Source organism: Mesorhizobium sp. P3_A10, assembly GCF_056403175.1.
Map to the genome: position 1 here is coordinate 116,220 of NZ_JBFUFZ010000002.1, position 20,574 is coordinate 136,793.

Below are 20,574 nucleotides of genomic sequence, written 5' to 3' on the forward strand. Positions count from 1 at the left end.
GACAATCGGTCTACATACTATGTAGATCAGTCTACATATTTATGAGAAGGCCGAAATGCAAAGCTACCGTCTTGAAGGGTTCGGCGGGACCGAATGCCTGGTGATGCGCGACGAGGTGCAGCCGGAGCCGAAACCGCATGAGATCGTGGTGCGTGTTCGCGCCACCTCGCTCAACCGCCGCGACACGATGATCCTTAACGGCACCTATCCGCTGCCGCCGCGCCAGCGCGTCGTTCCCTTGAGCGATGGCGCCGGCGAGGTCGTCGCCATCGGCGATGCGGTCACCCGCTTTGCCGTCGGCGACCGCGTCACCGGCAGCTATTTCGCCCGCTGGATCGACGGCCGCATCAATGCCGGGTTGATCGACCAGCTCGGCTGCACGCTGGACGGCATGCTGGCCGAATACGCTGTGCTCGACGAACAATGGGCGGCGCGGCTGCCCGACCATCTCGACTGGCATGAGGCGGCAACGCTGACCTGCGCTGGCCTGACGGCATGGAACGCAGTGACCGGAGCCGGGATTCCGAAGCCTGGCCAATGGGTTCTGGTCATCGGCTCGGGTGGCGTCTCGCTGTTTGCGCTGCAGTTCGCCAAGCTGCTCGGCTGCCGCGTCGTGGCCGTCACCTCGCGCGCCGAGAAGGCGGCCAGGCTGCGCGCGTTGGGCGCCGACCTCGTCATCTCCAGCACGGACACGCCGGAATGGGGTGCGACTGTCCGCGAACAAACCGGCGGGGTCGACCTCGTCGTCGAGACCGGCGGCCCGGCGACCTTCGCGCAGTCGCTGATCGCCAGCACACTTTACGGGCACATCGTGCTGCTCACGCTGCAGGATGCGAAAGGCGGGTCAATCCAGCTGCCGGCAGCACTCTATCAGCGCAGCCTCGCGACCATCAGCCGCCTCTTTGTCGGCAGCCGGACCAACCTCGAAACCATGCTGCGCGCCGTCGCGCAGCATCGCCTGAAGCCCGTCATCGACAAGGTCTTCCCGTTCACCGGGGCCGGCGATGCCTACCGTTATTTCCAGCGGGGCGACGTCTTCGGAAAAGTGGTCATCGCCGGCGCCTGATTTTTTGACCCTCAAACAAGGGAGAGCAGACAATGACAATTCGTGACGCTTCGGCCGAGTGGCAAGGCACGCTGAAGGAGGGTTCGGGCCGCTTGCGGCTTGGCAGCGGCGTTTTCGAAGGCGCCTATTCCTTCCCGTCGCGGTTCGAGAACGGTCCCGGCACAAACCCCGAAGAACTGATCGCGGCGGCGCATGCCGGCTGCTTTTCGATGGCGCTGAGCGCCATCCTGGGCAGGGATGGATTTGTGCCCACGCGCATTCGCACCGTCACCAAGGTACATCTCGGGGCGACCGCGGCCGGGCCGACGATCACCCGCATCGAGCTTGAAACGCAAGCCGAGATCCCTGGCCTTGACCCGGCGGAATTCCAGCGGCTTGCCGAGACGGCGAAGACGACCTGCCTCGTTTCCCGCGCCCTGGCCGGGGTGGCAAGCATCGCGCTCAGGGCGGAGCTTGTCGCGCCCGTCAGCGCGGAAGCATGAAACCCAGGAGATTTGAGATGAAACAGGAGAGCATCATGGACATCCATGCGGACGACAAATCCCGTGAGACGGCCGAGATCATGCAGCGCTTCAACGACGTGTTCCAGCTGCACGATCCGTCGGCGCTCGCCGAACTGGTGGCCGAGGACTGCGTCATCGAAAACACCGTGCCGGCGCCCGACGGCGCCCGCCACACCGGCCGCGACGCCTGCGTTGGGCTGTGGTCGGCGATCGCCACCCAGGCCGGCACGCGCTTCGACCTCGAGGAGACCTTCGTCGCCGGTGAGCGGGCGACGATCCGCTGGCGCTATTTTCAGGCCGACGGCAACTCCATCCGCGGCGTCAATTTGATGCGCGTCGCAGACGGACGCATCGTCGAGGCGATGGGTTATGTGAAGGGTCGACCATGACTGGTGGTGCAGGAAATTGCGCCCTGGCTCCAGCCCGGAATCTCCCAGCAATTCGAGATTCCGGGCCAGTCCTGGTTACTGGCCGACCCTGTGAAGCTTCACCGTGGTTTTGGGGCTGTTCTGGATGGTCTGGAAGATCACGCAGTAGCGATCCGTGAGTTCGAGCAGCTGATCAAGCCGGTTCTGCGGGGCGTCGGTCTTGATGTCGAAGCGCAAGCGGATTTCCTTGAAGCCTACCGGGACGCCTTCAGTAACACCGAGCGTGCCACGAAGATCGACGTCACCTTCGGCGGAGACTTCGGCCGATTTGATCGGAATCTCAAGCACGGCCGCGGCCGCCCGCATCGAGACGCCGGCGCATGCGATCAGCGCCTCCAGCAGCATGTCGCCGGAGCAGAGTTCCTGACCGCTGCCGCCGGCCATCGGATGGATGCCCGCCAACGCAAGCCCGCGTCCGGTTTCGACCTTGCAGGTTACGGTGGACGCGTCGGCGACGCCCCTGGCCTTCAAAGTAAGAAACGCGGCTTGTGCGTCCTTGCGGTAAAGGTCCTTGATCGGCTCCTGCGTGGCGCGAAATGTTGCGATTTCCATGGAAGATCTCCTGTCTTGGATTGTCGTTGTGAAAATGGCGAGCGGGCCCTGCCTATTCCGGCACGGCGATGCCGGAGCCGCCGAGTTCCGCCGGAAAATCCCTGAGCTTGGGCAATCCGTCCTTCATCGGCAGCACCGTCTCGGCATAGTTGACGTGAACCCCAGGCGTGAATTTCACGCCGGGTATCGTCGCCGCGTAGACATCGACCAGCCCGAGCGGCGGATGATCGGTCATCAGATGGCCGCCGCATTGCGTGCAAAACTGGCGATCGCTCATGTCGGTTTTCTCGAAACCGGACAGGAACTCAGCGCCTTTGGTGACCTTGACGTTCTCCGGCTTCCACAGCGTGAAGGCGTTCACCGGAGACGCCGACCACGATCGACAGGAACTGCAATGGCAATAGCCCATTGCCTCGGCGTTCCCGTGCACTTCGATCTCCACGGCGCCGCAAAAACACCCGCCTCTATGTACCGTCATGACTTTTGTCCTTGGTTGGTTTCGACGGTGCTCAGCGTCCGGTTTCGGCAGTGCTCGAGCACCAGCGGAGGTTTAGGAGTTCCGGCTGCGAACTGAATGATGCGGCGTCCGTCTTGCTTGACAGCGCGTCCGGAACTGGAAAGGGATGTCGCACCGGCACCGCCCTTGGCGGTGCCGGCTTGCCAAGGGATGGTGCGGGACACAACGGAATGGCCGGGGATGCTCTGTCTGACCTGTTGAGGACGGTACGTCTTACTGGCGCGACGTTTTTCGACATTGAGGGCCACGAGCCATGGGCCGTCTGCTCGCCGGCGCGATCGTCCATCTTGCCGAAGATTCTCCCCGGCGCGGATCATCTGATTTCCTACCATGTGGTGACCGCCGGCCGCTGCTTCGCCCGCATCGTCGGCCAGGAAGCGATCGCGCTCGAGGCTGGCGAAGTCGTGGTCTTCACCCGGAGCGACCCGCACATCATGTCGAGCAATCCGGCGCTGCGTGCCGATCCGCCGACAGCTGATGTGCTCGAGATAGCGACCGCCGGCCGGATGCCGTTCTACATCAACTGCGCCGGCGACGGGGCGATCTCGGCCAGGCTCGTCTGCGGCTACCTCGCCTGCGATGCACAGCCGTTCAATCCCCTGCTCGAAGCGTTGCCGCCAGTCATCAAGGCTGGAGATGCGAAAGGCGATGCCGGCTGGCTCGGCCAGTTCATCAATCTGGCTGTCACGGAGGTGGCGCAGAAACGCGCGGGCAGTGAAACCGTGCTCACCAAGCTCAGCGAACTGATGTTCGTCGACGTGCTGCGCCGCTACGTGGAATCGCTACCGCCGCAACACACCGGCTGGCTGGCAGGCCTGCGCGATCCGCACCTGGCGCGGGCGCTGGCGCTGATCCACGACCGGCCGGCGCACAACTGGACGGTGGAGGCGTTGGCGAAGGACTGCGCGCTGTCACGCACCGTACTCGCCGAACGTTTTACCAAGCTGGTCGGCATGCCGCCAATGCACTATCTCGCCAAATGGCGCATGCAGATTGCCTCGGAACTGCTCACCGCCGGCAACAGCAACATGGCCAGCATCGCGGCCGAAATTGGCTACGAGTCCGAGGCGGCGTTCAGCCGCGCCTTCAAGAAGATGATCGGCGTTCCACCCTCGGCGTGGCGCCTCGGTATCCGGACCGGGTCCGGAAGTAACGAGGAGCTTTAGGCCGAGGGGCTGACAGTTCCTGTTCTACCGGTCGGCCAGCGCCAGCTTGGCGCCGAGCATGACGAAGGCGCCGGCAAAAGTGCGGCGCATCCAGGTGAGCACCATCGGCCGCGACACCACATGGCTGCGGATTGAGGCGGCGAAGATGCCGTAGCCGACAAAGACGACGAAGGTCAGGAGCATGAAGACGCTCGAGAGCTCCAGCATCTTCGACAGCGCGTGCGGCTCGGTGGTGCTGACGAATTGCGGCAGGAAGGCAAAAAAGAAGATCGACAGTTTCGGGTTGAGGATGTTGATGAGGATGCCCGAGGTGATCACCTTGCCGGCCGAGCGCGGCGCGACATTTTCCTCGACGCTCAAGCCGCCCTTCTCCTTCAGTGTATTCCAGGCCATGTAGAGCAGATAGGCGACGCCGAGATATTTCAGCGTCTCGAAGGCGACAGCACTTGTGTGCAGCAGTGCCGCCAGGCCGGTGATGGCTGCCGCCATATGCGGGATGATGCCGAGCGTGCAGCCGAAAGCGGCGACGATCGAGGCACGGACGCCGCGCGACAGCCCAGCGCTCAGCGTGTAGAGAACGCCGGTGCCGGGCGAAGCCACGACGATCAGAGACGTCAACAGAAATTCTATGCTCACGGATGATCCCTCCGACGCGCCCTGCCCTCAGGGAAGGTATCGGGAGGCGGAGGCTGCGGCAAGCGGCGGTGCACGCAATCTCCCCCCTCGTGGGGGAGATGGCCGGCAGGCCAGAGGGGGGCGCGAAGGATCGCCCACGTCTCGAACCTTCCAGCCGAATCTACTTAGGCGTGCGATTGAAGGTCGACAGAGAAGCCGGCGGGACAGCGCCCCCCTCTGCCCTGCCGGGCATCTCCCGCACATGGGGGGAGATCGGCAACTCCACCGGCAACCCGTGCGCCTTGCGCGCCATCAGGCAATCGTCGTCGCCGGGCATGCAGGCGCGGCAGACATCGGGGCGGATCTCGTAAATGCCGCAAGCGGTTCGTTTGCCGACCTCGCCGGTGAGCGCGGAGCAACGCACGCCGTCGCAGCGCATACCGGATTCGTCGGCGGATACGTGTTTTGCCGGAATCAGGTCGAGCTGCGCGTCATCCTCGGTGGAGAAGCGCGGCCAGTCGGCCGAATAGGAACAGCAGGCGCCGCAGCTCTGGCAGTCAAAGATGGCGACCGGGCCGGCACCCTCCCGGGGCGATAAAAAGGCCGCGGCAGCGGCCGGGCCAAGCAGCCCGGCGGCGGTGGGATTGCGGTCGGCGTCTTTCGGCAAGGAGGCTATTTCTTCTTGCCGGCCTTGCCCTTCGACGGCGCCGCCGGCGAAAGAAACAGGTCGGTCGAGGCCTCGGCGGACCCCTCCACCGGCTTCACCGTCGCCGGCTTCTTGTCGTTGGCGGCCTTGGCCGGCTTCGTGGCAGCAGGCGCTGCCGGCTGGTCCTTGGCGGAAAACTTGATGGCCATGTCAATCCTCGTCAGAAAAACGCGATGATGGCGCATTCGGGTTGCGCAAGCGGCCGATCAGCGCCGAGACCGCCGTGATGTTCATTTCCTCGGGCGACCAGTTCCTGGCCTCCGCAATGTGATGCGGCGCCAGCTCGCGGTGCGTGCTGCCGCTATAGGCGGCGTCCTGATGGGTGACGCGCTCATGGGTTTTTTTGTCCTCGCGGACATATTCGATCAGGTAGTTCGGAGCTTCGGCGCGGCCGCGCACGCCGACGCGCACCTGCGCATCGCCATGGGCGCGCTTGCAGCGCTCGAGCTTTTCCAGCACTCGGCGGACATATTCGACCGGCTTATCCATACCGGGAGCCATGGACGCAATGGTCGCATCGGCATCGATCGGCGTTGGCGGCACGCGTTTGGTGGCCATCAGCGTTTGCCCGCCCGCTTCGGCAGGGCCGCGAGCGCGGCAGCAGCGGCCAGGTCGTCGGCTTCCTTCTCGAGGCGAAGTTCGCGCAGCCGCGCGGTCTTGGCTTCTCGGGCCTGACTGACGGCATCCTGTTCGGACGTGATGCGATTGAGCGACATCGACTGGGTCTGGGCCTTGCTGAAGATGGATTCGGCCTGGTCGCGGGTTCTCTTTGAAGTGGCGGTCAAGGTCTTTCTCCCGTTCGGAGCATGATGCCGAAAAGCGGCGAGATCGGTCTTTCGGCCAGGACCACGCACAAAGCAAGACGGCAGTCGGATTCAGGTGCTGGAGCGTCCTTAGCACGTTCGATCAACGCGCGGCGCTCTTTTGAACTTTTGCAGCGTCGAAAAATGAAAAAGGCCAGGCATTGCCTGACCTTCCATCACAGCGCCGCGCCTCCCTAAGGAGACGCAGGCCTCAGAATTCGCCATTCACCGGTGCCAGTACATCCGTGGTCACCGGGACGGCTGAATTCCGTTTTAGGCCGCCTTCAACTGATCGGCGGACATCTTGCCCGACTTGTTGTCGCGGACCATCTCGTAGCCGAGCTTCTGGCCTTCGACGATGTCGCGCATTCCGGCGCGCTCGACGGCCGAGATGTGAACGAAAACGTCGGCCGAACCGTCGTCAGGCTGAATAAAACCAAAACCTTTGGTGGCGTTGAACCATTTAACTGTGCCGGTGCTCATGACGAACCCTTTCCATGGCAAATATTCGTTAATCGCGGTGCGAATGCACAACGATTTTTGTCTCGATTTTTGATGGGGAAGTTCGTCAAAGGCGCGCATGTGTGCGCGGATAACAAAAGTCGGTCAAACAAATATCGACGAGTTTCTTCTACGCTTCTTTTGGAGCCGTGTCAATTTTTGGTTTAGCCACCGCCAACATTCAACTCAGGATTGTTCCGCGCGGCGCATCTCAACTCGGCCCGAAGTCCTGTCTGAGATAAGCCGTACCAAGCGTCCTGGAAGCCTGCCCCTGCGGTCAGTCCTGTTCGTGGGGACCGGGTTCCGGCCAGGTTTCCTTGGCGGCCTCCGCGTACCAGTGGCGCATCGCCGGCGTCGCCAGCACGGCATCGACATAGCACGGGTATCCGGCGCCAGCTCCCCGCCAAAGGTGTCGAACCGGGTGACGATCGGCGCGTACATGGCGTCGGCCGCGGTGAAATGACCGAACAGGAACGGACCGCCCTTGCCGTACTGGGCGCGGCACTGGCGCCAGATCGCCTCGATGCGCGCCCGCTGCACCTCGCCTTCGGCATCGAGCGGCTTGTGACCCCTGGGACGGCGCAGGTTCATCGGCCAGCCATAGCGGACCTCGCGAAAGCCGGAATGCATCTCGGTCGCCACCGAGCGGGCGAGCGCGCGGGCGCCGATGTCCAGAGGCCACAGCCTCTTCTCGGGAAACAGGTCGGCAAGATATTCAAGGATGGCAAGGGTTTCCCAGACGATCCTGCCATTGTGATTCAGCACCGGAACCAAGCCGGTCGGCGACACTTTGGCCAGATTAGCAAAGGTCTGCGGCGTGCGCAGGCGCACGAAACCTTCCTCGAACGGGATCTCCAGATGCTTCATCGCCACCCATGGCCGCAGCGACCAGGACGAAAAGCATTTGTTGCCGATGGTGAGCGTGAATTCAGCCAAGATTGTTTCCCCAATTTTTCGTCACACTAGCCAGCGGATGCGAGGCCAGCAAAAGGTTTCGGCCGCGATGCACTGGTCCAGCCCTCACCCTGGATCAATCAGTTGGCCTGTGCCGTCATTTGCGCCCCCGGCGAGACACCGGCGCGGGCGCGGATCGCCGCAACGGCGCTGGCAATGTCGGCATTGACACGCAGCGCCTCGCGCCCGGCCTCTACGGTGAGCTCGACCTGTTCGACCGGCAATTTCAACCTGGTCGGGATGGCGTTGAGCCTGACCTGCATGGCTGGATCAACGTCGGCGAAGGACAGATGCTGCACCACCAGCTGCACATCGCGGCAGTTCCAGCCGCCAGCCGAACCGCGATAGCCGGCCACGGTGGCGGCCGGCAAGGCACAGCGGTAGCGCACCAGCTCGTCCTGCCATTGCGAGACGGCCAGCGTCAGCGCATCGAATTCGTCACGCACCGAGGCCTCCAGCGTTGTGCCGGTCACGGCGTCGAACAGCTGGCTGAGCTTCGGCCCGTGGATCGACTTGGCCCAGGTCACATCGCGGTCGCTGCCGGCGTCGGCGACGATGAATAGCAGCGTCCTCAACCTGACGGCGGCGGAGGGCGACAGCGGACCGTAAGGCGTGCCGGCGGCGGAGCGCTCCAGCGTGAAGCCGGTGACGCCGATATTGTCGGTCAGGCCACCGTCGAGCAGCTTCACAAAGTCGAGTGGATCCTCCTTTTGGTAGGCATCGAGCGCCCTGGCATGGGCCCTGAGCCGGGTCGACGCGTTGCGATCGGCCAGCGCCCGCTCCAGCCACTGCGGCCGGTGGTAGTTGCAATGCGGACTGGTGGCGGAGATCACGATCGGCGCGAAGACGACAGGCACGGCGGCGGAAGCTGCCACGGCGTCGGCCAGCCGCACCTTGTCGAGATCGCTGCACAGGGCCGCGAAAGTGTCGTAGCTGAACAGGAACGGCGTGCGGTTGTAGATATCGGACGCATTGACCCAGACGATGGGCCGGTCCGGCTGGCGGAAGGCCTCGAACGTCGCTCCATCGAAGAGATGGTCGTTCAGCCATCTGGCGAAACCGCTGCGGTCGTTGACGCCGCCATTGTAGGCGCGCACCAGATTAAGCGGCGACAGCGATGTCCTGAGATCGGCTTCCGCATCCTGGATGAGGAAGCGCTCGCGAAAATCCTGATACCCGTCCTTGCCCCTGTAGCCGAAATAGGCTGCCGCGATGGCGCCGCCGGACGCGCCGGAAATCATCCTGATGTCGTCGACCAGCGTGCGGCGGTACGGCCGCTCGTCGATGACGATCTCGTCCAGTGCCCGCAGCACCCCATAGGAAAAGGCCGCCGCCCTGGTGCCGCCGCCGGAAAAAGCGAGGCCGACCACAGTCGAGCCGTCGTCGCCCGGATCAGGCAGGAAGGCCGGCGACGGGTGGCCAACCTGGGAGACCTCGACGTTGATCGGTCCGACATCGTCGGCGACGCAGCCGGCCATCAGCATGACAGCAGCCAAGGCAAGGCCTGGACGAAAACGCATCCGACACCCCAGGGCCAACCCTCAAATTGCGGCCCAAGCGGAGCCTATCCGGATTGAGGCACCGGGCGCAACCGGAGCGGTCGGCATGGCAGGTGTGTGGAACCAGAACGACGCCGGCTCGTTTGCCTCTCGCGAACAAAGCACCGGAATTCAAAATCCCAGGAGATGCAAAATGGTGAACAAGGATCAGGTCGCGGGCGTGGCCAAACAGGTCAAGGGCTCGATCAAGCAAGCCGCCGGCAAGGCCACCGGCAACCGGCAGACGCAGGCCGAAGGCACGGCCGACAAGATCGCCGGCAAAGTGCAGAAGACCTATGGCGACCTGAAGGACAAGATCAAGAAGGCACTCTGATCCCGCATCGCTAATGTCTATCGGAAAGCAGGCCGCTCAGGCCGCCCTTTCATGTGTTCCAGCCTTTGCTGAAGGCGTTGGTGAAGGTAACCGCGCCATGGTCGTCGGCGGCTTCGCCCAGCACCACGTCCATGCCGTCACTGGTCACCCGCGCGACTGCGAAACCGCCCATATAGGCGGCCTTCGGCTTGAACAAATCGAGCCCGTCGCGGCGGTAGATCAGCGGCGTGTCGTGCTGGTGGCCATGGAAGACGGCAACGACATTGTAGCCCTTCAGCGTCGCCAGCAACGCCTGGCGATCGGCCTCGCTCCACCAGTGCGGCGCGCCGTTGCCGTCATCGTCGTAGGTTCTTTTGGCCGCATCCCAGCGTTCGGTCGAAAAAATATCCCAGCCATAGTGCTGGAACAGGATGACGGGGCGGCCATCCGCCGCGTAGGTCGCCAGATCCTGCTTCAGCCAAGGCAGGCTGGAGATGGCGCCATGGCCGGTGTCGCCGGCGAAACGGTGCGTCTGGACGAGATGCAGGCCGCCCCAATCCCATGAATAGCAGTCGGTATCGACATCGTAGTCGGTCGCCGGCACCGGTGGCTTGAAGAACACGCCGGCGCGGTGATTGACCTCGACATAGTCGCGCATCTCGCGGCGGTACCAGTCGACATGCGGCGGCGGGCCGTTCTGGTCGAGGTCGTGGTTGCCGAGCCCGACATAGACCGGCATGTGCACGCGGTCGGGGCCAACGCCTTGGCTGTAGCGCTGGCTGAACTGCAGCAGCTGCGTGCCTTCGCTCGGCTGGGTGATCTGGCCACCGCCATCGTCGGTGATGTCGCCGCCGACGACGAGACCGAGCGGCGTGCCGATGCGGCTGCCGGCCGAACGCAGGCCGGTAGCCACGCCGTTGATTTCGGCTGGCCATTCCTTGTCACCGAGGCCGTTCAGGGCCGCGACATTGCGCAGCAAGGCGGCGTCGGTCTTGCCTTCCTGCTGGCAGTTGGGGCTCAAGCCGCTGGCCATGCGGCAGGCGTGGATATCGGCGACGAACAGAAAGGTGGCGTCGATGGGCGCAATGCGCTGCCCGGTCTGGCTGAGCGCCGGGCGCGCGACGGCGCCGGCCACAACAAATCCCATAGCCTGCGCCAGGAAGCTGCGCCGGGTGACCAATTTTTGCGAAAGGCGAGTCATCATGGTGCGAGATTCAGCACGGCCGGCAACGGTTCGTCCAGTTTGCTGCGCGGATCACATGACCTGCCGGCCATCGACAGCGTGTTGCGGGTCTGTCATTTCTACGCGCGCTAACGTTCAGGTGTACGAGGGACGCGATGAGAGCTGCACCTATCGGCATGATGCTGGCCACATTGCTGTCGGCCGGCGTCGCACAGGCCGCCGGTTGCATCGACGCGAAATCCGCCAAGGCTGGCTTCGCGCTGGAAATGCCCGGCATCCGCAGCGAGTTCCGGCCGGCAGCGGGCGGCATGGTTTCCGTCGCCAACACATACCAATCCGAATCGCCGCAGACACAGTTCCTGTTCGGCGGCTTGATCGAGGTGTTTCGCGACAGTGATACCGGCCGGCTGGCTATGATCCCGTTTTCCGATTTGCGAAAACTGTTTCCGCTGAAGACAGGGGCGAAGAGCACGATAGAATTCGTCGAGCTGTCGGCGAACAAGCAGCCGAAGAGCACCAAGACGCTGACTTTGGTCGTCAAGGGCAAGGAGACGTTCAGCCTCGGCGACTGCAAATACAATGTGCTTGCCGTCAAGGAGACCTTCAAGAACGGGGCCGGCGAGACGCTGGATACGTTCACCGCGCTCTATTCGCCCGATCTGCAGGCAGCTCTCGCCCGGCGCTACGATGAAGGCACCAGCGCGGAAACAGTGAACGGTTACATGACGATCAAACCGCTGCCCAATTAGAGCCAGTTCAAGGCGTTCCCGGCCGCAGCAGCACCCTGCGACGCCGCTTGGCTCTGGCTCCGTCCTGGACCGACGAAGTTGTGCGGGTCACGTGCTGCAATTCCTCCAGGCAGTCGCGCAGCACGCTGGCTTCCTGCGCCGTCTTGGCCATCGACATCGCGCCGGAATAGGCGGCGACGGTCAGTGCCGCAAAGCGCTCGGGATCGGTGCCTTGCTCCCTGCCCGCTTGCTGGTCGGCCCTGACCTTGTCGGCGATCGCCTGGCGCCATGCGGAAAAGATGTTGGCCAGGCCGACGCGGAAATCCGGATCGGCCAGCGACATTTCATGCGCCAGATTGTTGAGCGGGCAGCCGCGCACGAAGCCTTGCTGTTCCAGCTCAGTCGCCACCGTGTCGAAGACGCCGCGCACACCCTCGCGCGCCGAGCCCGCCGCCAGCAGCGGCGCGATCCAGGTTTCTTCGACGGCTGCGGCCACGCGCTCCTCGATCACTGCCAGGGCCAGCGCCTTCTTGGTCGGGAAATGGTGGTGCAACGCGCCACCGGTAACACCTGCCGCCGCCATCAGGTCGCCCATGCTGGAAGCATGATAGCCGCGCGCCTGAAACGCGGCCTCGGCCACGTCGAGCACTTTGTTGCGCATGCCTTCGGGGTCGTTGGTGCGTTTTTGGCGTCGCGATCTTGGGCGCGCGGTAATCTCTGCTGACATTCCCTAGGGATAGCAGATTGACAAAACAGGACAACCGGTCTGTTTTACAAACAGGATGATCATCCTGTTTTGGAGAGCGTGCGATGAACCTGCCCTTGAATGCCCCTGCGACGTCCGGCCTGCTCGCTTCGCCGGTCGTCGAACTCCGGCAATACACGCTGAAGCCCGGCAAGCGCGACATGCTGATCGATATCTTCGACACCCATCTGATCGCGGGCCAGGAAGACGCCGGGATGACCATCATCGGTCAGTTCCGCGACCTCGACCGGCCGGACATGTTCGTCTGGATGCGCGGTTTCGACGGCATGGAGGCGCGAAAAGACGCGCTGACCGCTTTCTATGAAGGGCCGGTGTGGGGCGCCTACAGCGATGCCGCCAATGCCACGATGATCGATTCCGACGATGTGCTGCAGTTGAAGCCGGCATGGCCGGGCGCCGGCTTCGACCTGTCGGGGTTGCAACGACCAGCGCTGGCATCGTCAGGTCATGAAAACGCCAACCTCGGAAAATCAAGCGACGACAGTCGCTTGAAGGGTATTGTTGTTTTGCAGATTCATCATTTGCGGCGGGGCGCTGAGGCCGGCTTTGCCGAAAACTTCGAGGCAGTGGCCGTTCCGGTGCTCAAAGCGCTCGGCGCAAAGTTGCTCGCCGCCTTCATCACCGAACACGCCGAAAACAGCTTCCCGCGCCTGCCGGTGCGATCAGCCGAAAACGTCTTCATCAGCGTCACCGGCTTCGACAGCGCCGAGGCGCACGCCCGCCACGAAGCAGCCCTGGCGAACGCGCCGCAGTGGCAGGCGTTCCTGCAAGCGGCGCAGTCGGCCATCGCCAAGCCGACTGAAACGTTGCGCCTGTCGGCGACCACGCAATCGCTGCTGAGGTAGCCCCCTCGTATCAGGCCCCTGCCCTGAACTTGCCGGTGATGGCGGCGGCGACAAGCGCTGGATCCTCCCAGTGCGGATTGTGGCCACAGCCTTCAATGCGGAGGAAGTCGGAGCCTGGAAGCGCGCGCAGCAGCGCCTGCTGATGCGCTTCGCCGAACAGCGGATCGACCGCGCCGGCGACGACCAGCGTCTCCTGCCGCACGCCCGGCGCCCTGCCGGTCAGATCGGCGCGGAGAAGCTGTTCGAGGATCAGCCGCCAGCGCGCAGCCGGCATTGTAGAGGCCTCCTGCGCCATCAAGGCGAGGAAGGCCTGCGGCACGCCGGGCCGGCAGGCATGCCACCAGGCATAGAACGGGTCGGCCGGCGAGATCGGATCGCTCAAGCCCCTGACGCCGGTCACCATGGGATGGTCCTGCGAGATGCCGGGCTTCAGCGTACCCGCCAGCAGCACCAGTCCGCCAATCAGCTCGCCATGGCTGGCCGCCGTCTCGATGGCGATCATGGCGCCAAGCGAATGGCCGACGAGAACCGGCCGCTCGAGCCGCAACCGCCCGATCAGCCCAGCAATGTCGTCGGCGAAGTCCGCAGGCCGGAAAGCTTGCGATCCGGCCTGCGAGGCGCCGTGGCCGCGCAAATCCGGGATGATCAGCCTGCGACCGGGCAGATGCGGCGCCAGTAGCGAAAAGCTGCGGCTGGTGTCGGTAAAGCCGTGGATCAGCAGCAGGGGCGGCTCGGCGCCGGGGATTTCGATGCAGGCCATGGCGATGCCACCGACATCGACCATGCGCTTGCGAGCGGCCCAGGCGTGCTGACCGGCCTCTGATCCAGCGGAATTCACAGGCCGAGCTTTTCCTTCACCGCAGCCAGTCCCGGCTTGCCATCGAAAGTGGTGACACCCGCAAGCCAGGCGTCGAGACGGCCCTTGTTCAAGGTGATCGCTTTCAGTCCCGCTTCTTCCGGCTTCATGCCATCGTTGATCAGGTAGCCCATGCCGACATTCTCGAAATCGACGTCGAAGGCGAGGTTCTTCAGCAATTGCGCGGCATTCGGGCACTGTTCGAGATAGCCCTTGCGGACCTGCGTGGTCACCGTCGCCGCGCCAAGATTCGGGCCGTAGAATTTGTCGCCGCCTGTCAGATATTTGAAGTCGTACATCGTGTTCATCGGATGCGGGGCCCAGCCCTGGAAGACGATGAACTGCTTTTCCTTTATCTCGTAGCCGACCTCGGAGAGCATGCCGGCTTCGCTCGATTCGACGACCTGCCAGCCGTCGAGGCCAAGCGACGGATCGGCGATGGCGTCCATCATCAGCTGGTTCGAGCCGGGCTCGATGCCGTACATTTTCTTGCCGAATTTTTCCGCGAATTTGTGCAGGTCGGCAAAATCCTTGACGCCGGCGTCCCAGACATAGGTCGGGACGGCGAAGGTGTATTTGGCGCCTGCCAGATTGACGCGCACGTCCTCGACCGAACCATCCTTCTTGTAGGGGTCGTAATAGGTGACCATGGCCGGGTTCCAATAGCCGAGGAACAGGTCGAGATCGTTGTTCTTCATGCCTTCGTAGATGACGTTGATGCCCAGCACCGAACTCTGCGGCTGGTAGCCGAGTGCGCCGAACAGGACATTGGCGACACCGGTGGTGAAGGCCAGATCGTTCCAGCCAGGCTCGGCCATGCGGACAGCCTTGCACTGCTCGGCCTCTGCGGCGCGGGCCGCATGCATTGTCAGTGCCAGCGCCATCAAAGACACGCCAATTCCAAGGATGCGACGCATTCGAAATCTCCTCTTTGTCCATTCGGACTGATAATTGTCCCAACGGTCAATGATTGATCTCAACGGACGAAAATGTCAATCTGCAATCTTGAAACACCGGATCCTCTCATGAAGCTCAGCCGCATCAGCGATATCAGGCGCAAGGAATTGCGGCAGGCGGCCTTCGCCGTCCTGCAGCGCGAGGGCATTGCCGGAGCGACCCTGGAAAAGGTCGCCGCCCATGCCGGCGCCTCGAAGGGCATCGTGCTGCACTACTTCCGCAACAAGCAGGAACTCTTCGAGCATGCGATGCGCGAGGCCAATGCGGTGTTGCGCGATGCGGTGATCGCACGGCTGAGCCGGGCTCGTACACCGATGGAGCGGCTGGACGCGGTGATCCAAGGCAATTTCGAGCCGCATCTGTTCCAGCCGTCGATCTGCCACGCCTGGCTATCGCTGTGCGCCGAGGTGCCGCGCGACGCGACGCTGGCGCGCATCCAGCACGTGCTGCATGCGCGCATGCGCTCCAACCTTCTGTCCGGCTTGCGTGGTATCGCCTCACCGGCAGATGCCGACGACATCGCGCTTGGCGTCACCGCGTTGATCGACGGGCTTTGGCTGCGGCTCGGCCTGCAGCCGGGCAGTGTTACGCGCGAGCAGGCGATCCGCCAGGTCAAGGATCATGTCGCAGCACGGCTGGCCTTCCGTAGACCCTTGCATAGCGAAGGATGAGCAGTCGCCCCTGGTTGGCAGCCAGGCGAAGTTCATACTGTGCGATAGGCCGATGACTTGACCGCGATCCCCGACAGCGATGCTCTGACCGTGCGGCGGGTAGCGCGTGGGAGTGTTCGATGAGGTTGGGCGGCAAACGGGCGCTGGTCACCGGCGGTTCGGACGGCATCGGCCTGGCCATTGCCGAGGCCTTTGTGCGAGAGGGCGCTGACGTTCTGGTTGTCGGACGCGACACCAGAAAGCTTGGTGCCGCTCGTGAAAAACTCGGCGGCGGCGGCGAAACGCTGGCGGCCGATCTTTCGACATCCGCCGGCATCGACGCCGTTGTCGAGCACGTGAAAAAGGCGGGCCGGCCGATCGATATCCTGGTCAACAATGCCGGCGTCGCCTTCCTGGTGGCGTTCGAGACGGTCAGCGAAGAGCAGTTCCAGCAGTCCTTCGCGCTCAATGTGACGGCGGCGTTCTTTCTCACCCAGCGCCTGCTGCCGCATCTCACGCCAAGCGGCGCCTCGGTGATCAACATCTCGTCCTACTTCGCCAACAAGATGATCCCGAAGCGGCCCTCGAGCCTCTATTCGCTGTCGAAGGGCGCGCTGAATTCGCTGACCAAATCGCTGGCCTTCGAGCTCGGTCCGCGCGGCATCAGGGTCAATGCCATCGCCCCGGGCACGGTCGACACCGCGATGCGGCGCAAATCGATCGAAAACCTGCCGGCAGCAGCACAGGCCGAGTTGAAGGCCTATGTCGAGCGCAGCTACCCGCTCGGCCGCATCGGCCAGACCAAGGACCTCGCCGGCATTGCGGTGTATCTGGCCAGCGACGAGGCGGCGTGGACCAGCGGTGGCATTTTTGCCATCGACGGGGGCTTTACCGCGGGGTGAGAAGCGGTCGGCCGCTACGAGCCGCCGGAGTCCCTGAAACCCAGCACTTCAACAGCTTCGAGTATCTGATCGCGAACCCAGCGATGCGGCGGCTCGTCGTCGTGGCGCGCGTGCCAGTACATCCTGATTTCAGGAACAGAAATGGGGAGCGGCGGTTCAAAGATGGCGAGCGGCAGGCTCTTCGCCGCCCAAACCGCGAACTGCCTGGGAACCGCGGCAAGATGGTTTCCGTTCGCCACCGCCAGCGCGACAGCCTGAAAGTGCGGCAATGCCAGGCTTACACGACGCGTCCGCCCGATCCTGCCCAGCGCCTCGTCGGTGGAGCCCGACATCGAACCGTCGATGGAGCGAAGAACGTGGGGCAATTCGCAGAAAAGGTCCATCGGCAGGCGCTCGCCGTCCGCGATCCCGGTCTGCCTGATCGCGGCGTTGTCCCTCGCCGCAATGATTGCAAATGGCGAATGGAACAGGGGCGTGCTGGAGACCCAGTCAGAAACCTCCAGCGGACGTTCGAGTGCCGCGTCGATTTCATCCTCCTGGAGCAGCCTCGAAACGTCGCCGCGCGCGCTGTCGAGAAAGCGGAACGACACGCGGGGCGCCGTGTCGGCGATACGTGCAGCCAGAAACGGCATCAGCATCATGGAGAAGAAATCCGCGCCCATCAGCGTGAAGGTTCGGTCGAGCTGGGCCGGATCGAAGCTCTTCGTGGACTGGAAGACACGTTCGATTTCGCGAAGCGCCACGCGCAGCGGCTTCGCCAGGCTCTCGGCGCGTGGCGTTGGCACCATTTCATTGCCGCGCCGCACGAACAGCTGGTCGTTGAGGACATGCCGCAAGCGATTGAGCGCAGCGCTGACCGCAGGCTGGCTGAGGCCGATCTGCTCGCCGGCACGCGTGACGCTTCTTTCCCGCAAAAGCGCGTCGAACACCCGGACAAGATTGAGGTCGAGCGCGTTCAAATTCATCGCATCAATTCATCCCATACGATCATTCGATTTCCGTAGCGGGCATGTCCTTGGCTAGATCGTCGTCAGCGCCACCCAGTCGGCACAGGCAACAAAAGGAGCAGAAAGCCATGACAATGACCCCCGGGACGATCACAGGCAAGGAACTCTTCTGGTTCAACAACACGCTCATCGCGATCCACATCCCGTCGGCCGCAGGACAGGACGGCATCTGCGTGGTCGAGCATCGCATGCCATTTGGCGACTCTGCGCCGCTGCATGTGCATCGCCGGGAAGATGAGGTGTTTCATGTTCTGGAAGGGCGCATGCGCTTTCAGATCGACGGCCAGGAACGACTTGCGGGGCCCGGCGATACGGTGATCGCGCCGAAAGGCCTGCCGCACACCTACCGGGTCGAGTCGCCCGAAGGCGCGCGAACCCTCACCGTCACGCGCGGTGCGGATTTCGAAACGCTTCTGCGCCAGGCGGGTCGCCCTGCCGAACGGCCGGAATTGCCACCCCAGATGGAACCGACGCCGGAAATCATCGCGGCTCTGGTGCAGCTCTGCGCAAACAATGGCATCGACATCGTCGGCCCGCCATTGGGGTGAGAGACCGAAACTGCCGATCTCCCCCCTCGTGGGGGAGATGGCCGGCAGGCCAGAGGGGGGCACTGTCCCGCCGATCTCTCAATCGATCGCAATGACGCCTCAGGCTTTGTTTCTCGCTAGTCACAGGTGAACGAGGTTGGCGATCCTTCGCGCCCCCCTCTGCCCTACCGGGCATCTCCCCCACGAGGGGGGAGATCACCATCCCTTCAACCGATTCGCATCCTCACCCTTCGCAATCTTCGCTTGAAGCGATTTGTGCAACGCGATACGCCGTTGCCGAATTCGACAGCGGAGAGAGCCGTGAGCGCGCCAAAGACCAGAACCGAAACCGACACGTTCGGTCCCATCGAGGTCGCCGCCGACCGCTACTGGGGCGCGCAGGCGCAGCGTTCCCTGGGCAATTTCAAGATCGGTTGGGAAAAGCAGCCGGCCTCGATCGTGCGCGCGCTCGGCATCGTCAAGCGGGCGGCGGCTGAAGCCAATATGGAGCTGAAACGGCTCGACCCGGCTATCGGCAAGGCGATCGTCGAGGCCTCCCAGGAGGTTATCGACGGCAAGCTCAACGAGCATTTCCCGCTGGTCGTCTGGCAGACCGGCTCGGGCACGCAGTCGAACATGAACGCCAATGAGGTGATCTCGAACAGGGCGATCGAGATGCTGGGCGGCGTCATGGGCTCGAAGAAGCCTGTGCATCCCAACGACCACGTCAATATGAGCCAGTCGTCGAACGACACCTACCCGACGGCCATGCACATCGCCTGCGCCGAGCGCATCGTGCACGACCTGCTGCCGGCACTGAAGCATTTGCATGCGGCGCTCGAAGCCAAGACCAAGGCGTTCGCCCACATCATCAAGATCGGCCGCACCCACACGCAGGACGCGACTCCCCTCACCCTTGGCCAGGAGTTTTCCGGCTATGCGGCGCAGGTCGCCTCATCGATCAAGCGCATCGAGCTGACGCTGCCCGGCCTGCAGGAACTGGCGCAGGGCGGCACCGCCGTCGGCACCGGCCTCAACGCGCCGGTCGGTTTCGCCGAAAAAGTGGCGGCGCGCATTGCCGACATCACCGGCATCGACTTCGTCACGGCGCCGAACAAGTTCGAGGCACTCGCCGCGCACGATTCCATGGTGTTCTCGCACGGCGCCATCAACGCGGCCGCAGCGGCACTGTTCAAGATCGCCAACGACATCCGCTTCCTCGGCTCCGGCCCGCGCTCCGGCCTTGGCGAACTCTCGCTGCCGGAGAATGAGCCGGGCTCGTCGATCATGCCGGGCAAGGTCAACCCGACGCAGTGCGAGGCTTTGACGCAGGTCTGCGTGCAGGTGTTCGGCAACAATGCGGTGCTGACCTTCGCCGGCAGCCAGGGCCACTTCGAGCTCAATGTCTACAATCCGCTGATGGCCTATAATTTCCTGCAATCGGTGCAGCTGCTGGCCGACGCCTCGATCTCCTTCACCGACAATTGCGTCGTCGGCATCGAAGCGCGGGAAGACAACATCAAGGCGGCACTCGACCGCTCGCTGATGCTGGTGACGGCACTGGCGCCGACCATCGGCTACGACAATGCCGCCAAGATCGCCAAGACAGCGCACAAGAAGGGCACCACGCTGCGCGAGGAAGCGCTGGCCACCGGGCTGGTCAGCGAAGCCGACTACGACCGGCTGGTGCGGCCCGAGGACATGACGCATCCAGGATAAGCAATTCCAGGAAAAGCGCTTAGCGCTTCCCTTGAGGACTGCGTCGACGAGAAACCGGAAATTTGGCGGCGGGAAAATTTACTGCCGTCAAAGGTTGACCCGACACGAATTTTGCGTCCTTCGCCCGATCACGGAAATGTACGCTCTGTGAACAATGTGTCGTCGGACTGGCGGCTTTGGTGAACAGTCGGCTTGGTCTATCTGACGGGGCATCAACCCTTTTTCGGAGAGCCACCATGTCCATCAACACATCCACTGCCGGCGCCAGCGTCGCGTCCAACAGCTCCACCACCATCCTGCTCGGCCGCATCCTGCTCGCTGCCATCTTCCTGCTTTCCGGCTTCGGCAAGCTCACCGCCATTTCCGGAACCGCCGGTTACTTCGGTAGCCTCGGCCTGCCGCTGCCGACCGTGACTGCAATCCTCGTTGGTCTCATCGAACTTGTCGGCGGTCTCGCCATCCTCGTCGGTTTCCAGACCCGTATTGCTGCCTGGGTGCTCGCGATCTTCACCATCGCCACCGGGCTGGTCGCCCACACCGGCTGGGCCGACCAGATGCAGATGATCCAGTTTCTCAAGAATCTCGCCATTACGGGCGGTTTCCTTCTGCTGGCCTCCTCGGGCGCCGGCGCCTATTCGGTCGACGCCAAGCGCGGCTGAAGCCCACTTACGCGAAATGCAACAAATGGGGTCCGGAATTTTCCGGGCCCCTTTTTCGTTGTCTGTGCATGGCGTCCCGGCCAGCCGATTCCTGCTAAGATCGCGGCGTCGGG

25 protein-coding genes and 2 pseudogenes are annotated in these 20,574 nt (G+C 63.5%); 12 read left to right on the forward strand and 15 right to left on the reverse strand.

Annotated features, from left to right (window positions below; genetic code table 11):
- Nucleotides 1-55: 55 nt before the first annotated feature.
- The 3 genes from AC1DXU_RS07220 to AC1DXU_RS07230 are packed head-to-tail and all read left to right on the forward strand — an operon-like array spanning nt 56 to nt 1,958.
- Nucleotides 56-1,066: a zinc-dependent alcohol dehydrogenase family protein gene (locus AC1DXU_RS07220; protein ID WP_477317080.1), complete on the forward strand. Its 1,011-nt coding sequence runs from the start codon at nt 56-58 to the stop codon at nt 1,064-1,066.
- Nucleotides 1,067-1,098: 32 nt separating this feature from the next.
- On the forward strand, nt 1,099-1,548 hold the full coding sequence (locus AC1DXU_RS07225; protein ID WP_477366316.1) for an OsmC family protein: 450 nt from the start codon (nt 1,099-1,101) through the stop codon (nt 1,546-1,548).
- 17 nt (nt 1,549-1,565) lie between these two features.
- On the forward strand, nt 1,566-1,958 hold the full coding sequence (locus AC1DXU_RS07230) for a nuclear transport factor 2 family protein (protein WP_477366319.1): 393 nt from the start codon (nt 1,566-1,568) through the stop codon (nt 1,956-1,958).
- A 75-nt stretch (nt 1,959-2,033) separates the two neighbouring features.
- Here AC1DXU_RS07230 and AC1DXU_RS07235 read toward each other — a convergent pair whose 3' ends face one another.
- Nucleotides 2,034-2,549 (reverse strand): OsmC family protein, encoded by a 516-nt coding sequence (locus AC1DXU_RS07235; protein WP_477366322.1) that lies wholly within the window; start codon nt 2,547-2,549, stop codon nt 2,034-2,036.
- Nucleotides 2,550-2,601: 52 nt separating this feature from the next.
- On the reverse strand, nt 2,602-3,027 hold the full coding sequence (locus AC1DXU_RS07240) for a GFA family protein (protein ID WP_477366325.1): 426 nt from the start codon (nt 3,025-3,027) through the stop codon (nt 2,602-2,604).
- An 11-nt stretch (nt 3,028-3,038) separates the two neighbouring features.
- Between AC1DXU_RS07240 and AC1DXU_RS07245 the strand changes: the two genes are divergently transcribed.
- On the forward strand, nt 3,039-4,232 hold the full coding sequence (locus tag AC1DXU_RS07245; RefSeq protein WP_477366328.1) for an AraC family transcriptional regulator: 1,194 nt from the start codon (nt 3,039-3,041) through the stop codon (nt 4,230-4,232).
- A gap of 24 nt (nt 4,233-4,256) precedes the next feature.
- On the opposite strand, the gene AC1DXU_RS07250 is transcribed toward AC1DXU_RS07245, so the two are convergent.
- From AC1DXU_RS07250 to AC1DXU_RS07285, 8 genes and pseudogenes are all read right to left on the reverse strand, one after another.
- Complete coding sequence (locus AC1DXU_RS07250; protein WP_477366331.1) at nt 4,257-4,868, reverse strand: LysE family translocator; 612 nt, start codon at nt 4,866-4,868, stop codon at nt 4,257-4,259.
- Nucleotides 4,869-5,130: 262 nt separating this feature from the next.
- A pseudogene (locus tag AC1DXU_RS07255) lies at nt 5,131-5,514 on the reverse strand (YkgJ family cysteine cluster protein); the annotation flags it as partial.
- A 5-nt stretch (nt 5,515-5,519) separates the two neighbouring features.
- Nucleotides 5,520-5,702 carry a hypothetical protein gene (locus tag AC1DXU_RS07260; RefSeq protein ID WP_477366334.1) on the reverse strand — a complete coding sequence of 61 codons (183 nt, stop codon included), beginning with the start codon at nt 5,700-5,702 and terminating at the stop codon, nt 5,520-5,522.
- Between the two features lies 1 nt (nt 5,703).
- Nucleotides 5,704-6,111: a hypothetical protein gene (locus AC1DXU_RS07265; RefSeq protein ID WP_477366337.1), complete on the reverse strand. Its 408-nt coding sequence runs from the start codon at nt 6,109-6,111 to the stop codon at nt 5,704-5,706.
- Complete coding sequence (locus AC1DXU_RS07270) at nt 6,111-6,338, reverse strand: hypothetical protein (protein ID WP_477366340.1); 228 nt, start codon at nt 6,336-6,338, stop codon at nt 6,111-6,113. The genes AC1DXU_RS07265 and AC1DXU_RS07270 overlap by 1 nt, the downstream gene beginning before the upstream one ends.
- A 291-nt stretch (nt 6,339-6,629) precedes the next feature.
- On the reverse strand, nt 6,630-6,839 hold the full coding sequence (locus AC1DXU_RS07275; protein ID WP_010915421.1) for a cold-shock protein: 210 nt from the start codon (nt 6,837-6,839) through the stop codon (nt 6,630-6,632).
- A gap of 295 nt (nt 6,840-7,134) precedes the next feature.
- Nucleotides 7,135-7,793 (reverse strand): annotated as a pseudogene (locus tag AC1DXU_RS07280) (glutathione S-transferase family protein).
- Nucleotides 7,794-7,891: 98 nt separating this feature from the next.
- A complete protein-coding gene (locus AC1DXU_RS07285; protein WP_477366343.1) occupies nt 7,892-9,331 on the reverse strand; it encodes a patatin-like phospholipase family protein in 1,440 nt (479 codons plus the stop codon).
- A 172-nt stretch (nt 9,332-9,503) separates the two neighbouring features.
- Between AC1DXU_RS07285 and AC1DXU_RS07290 the strand changes: the two genes are divergently transcribed.
- Nucleotides 9,504-9,683: a CsbD family protein gene (locus AC1DXU_RS07290; RefSeq protein ID WP_477366346.1), complete on the forward strand. Its 180-nt coding sequence runs from the start codon at nt 9,504-9,506 to the stop codon at nt 9,681-9,683.
- A gap of 49 nt (nt 9,684-9,732) precedes the next feature.
- On the opposite strand, the gene AC1DXU_RS07295 is transcribed toward AC1DXU_RS07290, so the two are convergent.
- Entirely contained in the window at nt 9,733-10,866 is a 1,134-nt protein-coding gene (locus AC1DXU_RS07295; protein ID WP_477366349.1) for a metallophosphoesterase, read from the reverse strand.
- 134 nt (nt 10,867-11,000) lie between these two features.
- Between AC1DXU_RS07295 and AC1DXU_RS07300 the strand changes: the two genes are divergently transcribed.
- Nucleotides 11,001-11,594, forward strand: a complete 594-nt coding sequence (locus AC1DXU_RS07300) for a hypothetical protein (RefSeq protein ID WP_477366352.1) — start codon at nt 11,001-11,003, stop codon at nt 11,592-11,594.
- Between the two features lie 7 nt (nt 11,595-11,601).
- Here the strand turns inward: AC1DXU_RS07300 and AC1DXU_RS07305 are convergent, their stop codons facing one another.
- The gene (locus AC1DXU_RS07305) at nt 11,602-12,234 is read right to left on the reverse strand and encodes a TetR/AcrR family transcriptional regulator (RefSeq protein WP_477366355.1); all 633 of its coding nucleotides are present in this window, start codon (nt 12,232-12,234) and stop codon (nt 11,602-11,604) included.
- Nucleotides 12,235-12,383: 149 nt separating this feature from the next.
- On the opposite strand from AC1DXU_RS07305, the gene AC1DXU_RS07310 reads away from it, so the two are divergent.
- Nucleotides 12,384-13,184, forward strand: a complete 801-nt coding sequence (locus tag AC1DXU_RS07310; RefSeq protein WP_477366358.1) for an NIPSNAP family protein — start codon at nt 12,384-12,386, stop codon at nt 13,182-13,184.
- 10 nt (nt 13,185-13,194) lie between these two features.
- On the opposite strand, the gene AC1DXU_RS07315 is transcribed toward AC1DXU_RS07310, so the two are convergent.
- Both AC1DXU_RS07315 and choX read right to left on the reverse strand, forming a co-directional pair.
- Entirely contained in the window at nt 13,195-14,022 is an 828-nt protein-coding gene (locus AC1DXU_RS07315) for an alpha/beta fold hydrolase (RefSeq protein WP_477366361.1), read from the reverse strand.
- The gene (gene choX / locus AC1DXU_RS07320) at nt 14,019-14,957 is read right to left on the reverse strand and encodes a choline ABC transporter substrate-binding protein (protein WP_477366364.1); all 939 of its coding nucleotides are present in this window, start codon (nt 14,955-14,957) and stop codon (nt 14,019-14,021) included. Before choX ends, AC1DXU_RS07315 begins: the two co-directional genes overlap by 4 nt.
- 108 nt (nt 14,958-15,065) lie before the next feature.
- Here choX and betI point away from each other — a divergent pair, with 108 nt between their 5' ends.
- Complete coding sequence (betI, locus tag AC1DXU_RS07325) at nt 15,066-15,668, forward strand: choline-binding transcriptional repressor BetI (RefSeq protein ID WP_477366367.1); 603 nt, start codon at nt 15,066-15,068, stop codon at nt 15,666-15,668.
- A gap of 119 nt (nt 15,669-15,787) precedes the next feature.
- Nucleotides 15,788-16,549, forward strand: coding sequence for an SDR family NAD(P)-dependent oxidoreductase (locus tag AC1DXU_RS07330; protein WP_477366370.1), 762 nt, complete (start codon nt 15,788-15,790; stop codon nt 16,547-16,549).
- A 14-nt stretch (nt 16,550-16,563) separates the two neighbouring features.
- On the opposite strand, the gene AC1DXU_RS07335 is transcribed toward AC1DXU_RS07330, so the two are convergent.
- Nucleotides 16,564-17,514, reverse strand: a complete 951-nt coding sequence (locus tag AC1DXU_RS07335; protein WP_477366373.1) for a LysR family transcriptional regulator — start codon at nt 17,512-17,514, stop codon at nt 16,564-16,566.
- 110 nt (nt 17,515-17,624) lie between these two features.
- Between AC1DXU_RS07335 and AC1DXU_RS07340 the strand changes: the two genes are divergently transcribed.
- From AC1DXU_RS07340 to AC1DXU_RS07350, 3 genes are all read left to right on the forward strand, one after another.
- On the forward strand, nt 17,625-18,104 hold the full coding sequence (locus AC1DXU_RS07340) for a cupin domain-containing protein (RefSeq protein ID WP_477366376.1): 480 nt from the start codon (nt 17,625-17,627) through the stop codon (nt 18,102-18,104).
- Between the two features lie 300 nt (nt 18,105-18,404).
- Nucleotides 18,405-19,802, forward strand: a complete 1,398-nt coding sequence (fumC, locus tag AC1DXU_RS07345; protein WP_477366379.1) for a class II fumarate hydratase — start codon at nt 18,405-18,407, stop codon at nt 19,800-19,802.
- 236 nt (nt 19,803-20,038) lie between these two features.
- Complete coding sequence (locus tag AC1DXU_RS07350) at nt 20,039-20,461, forward strand: DoxX family protein (RefSeq protein WP_477366382.1); 423 nt, start codon at nt 20,039-20,041, stop codon at nt 20,459-20,461.
- Nucleotides 20,462-20,574 lie beyond the last annotated feature (113 nt).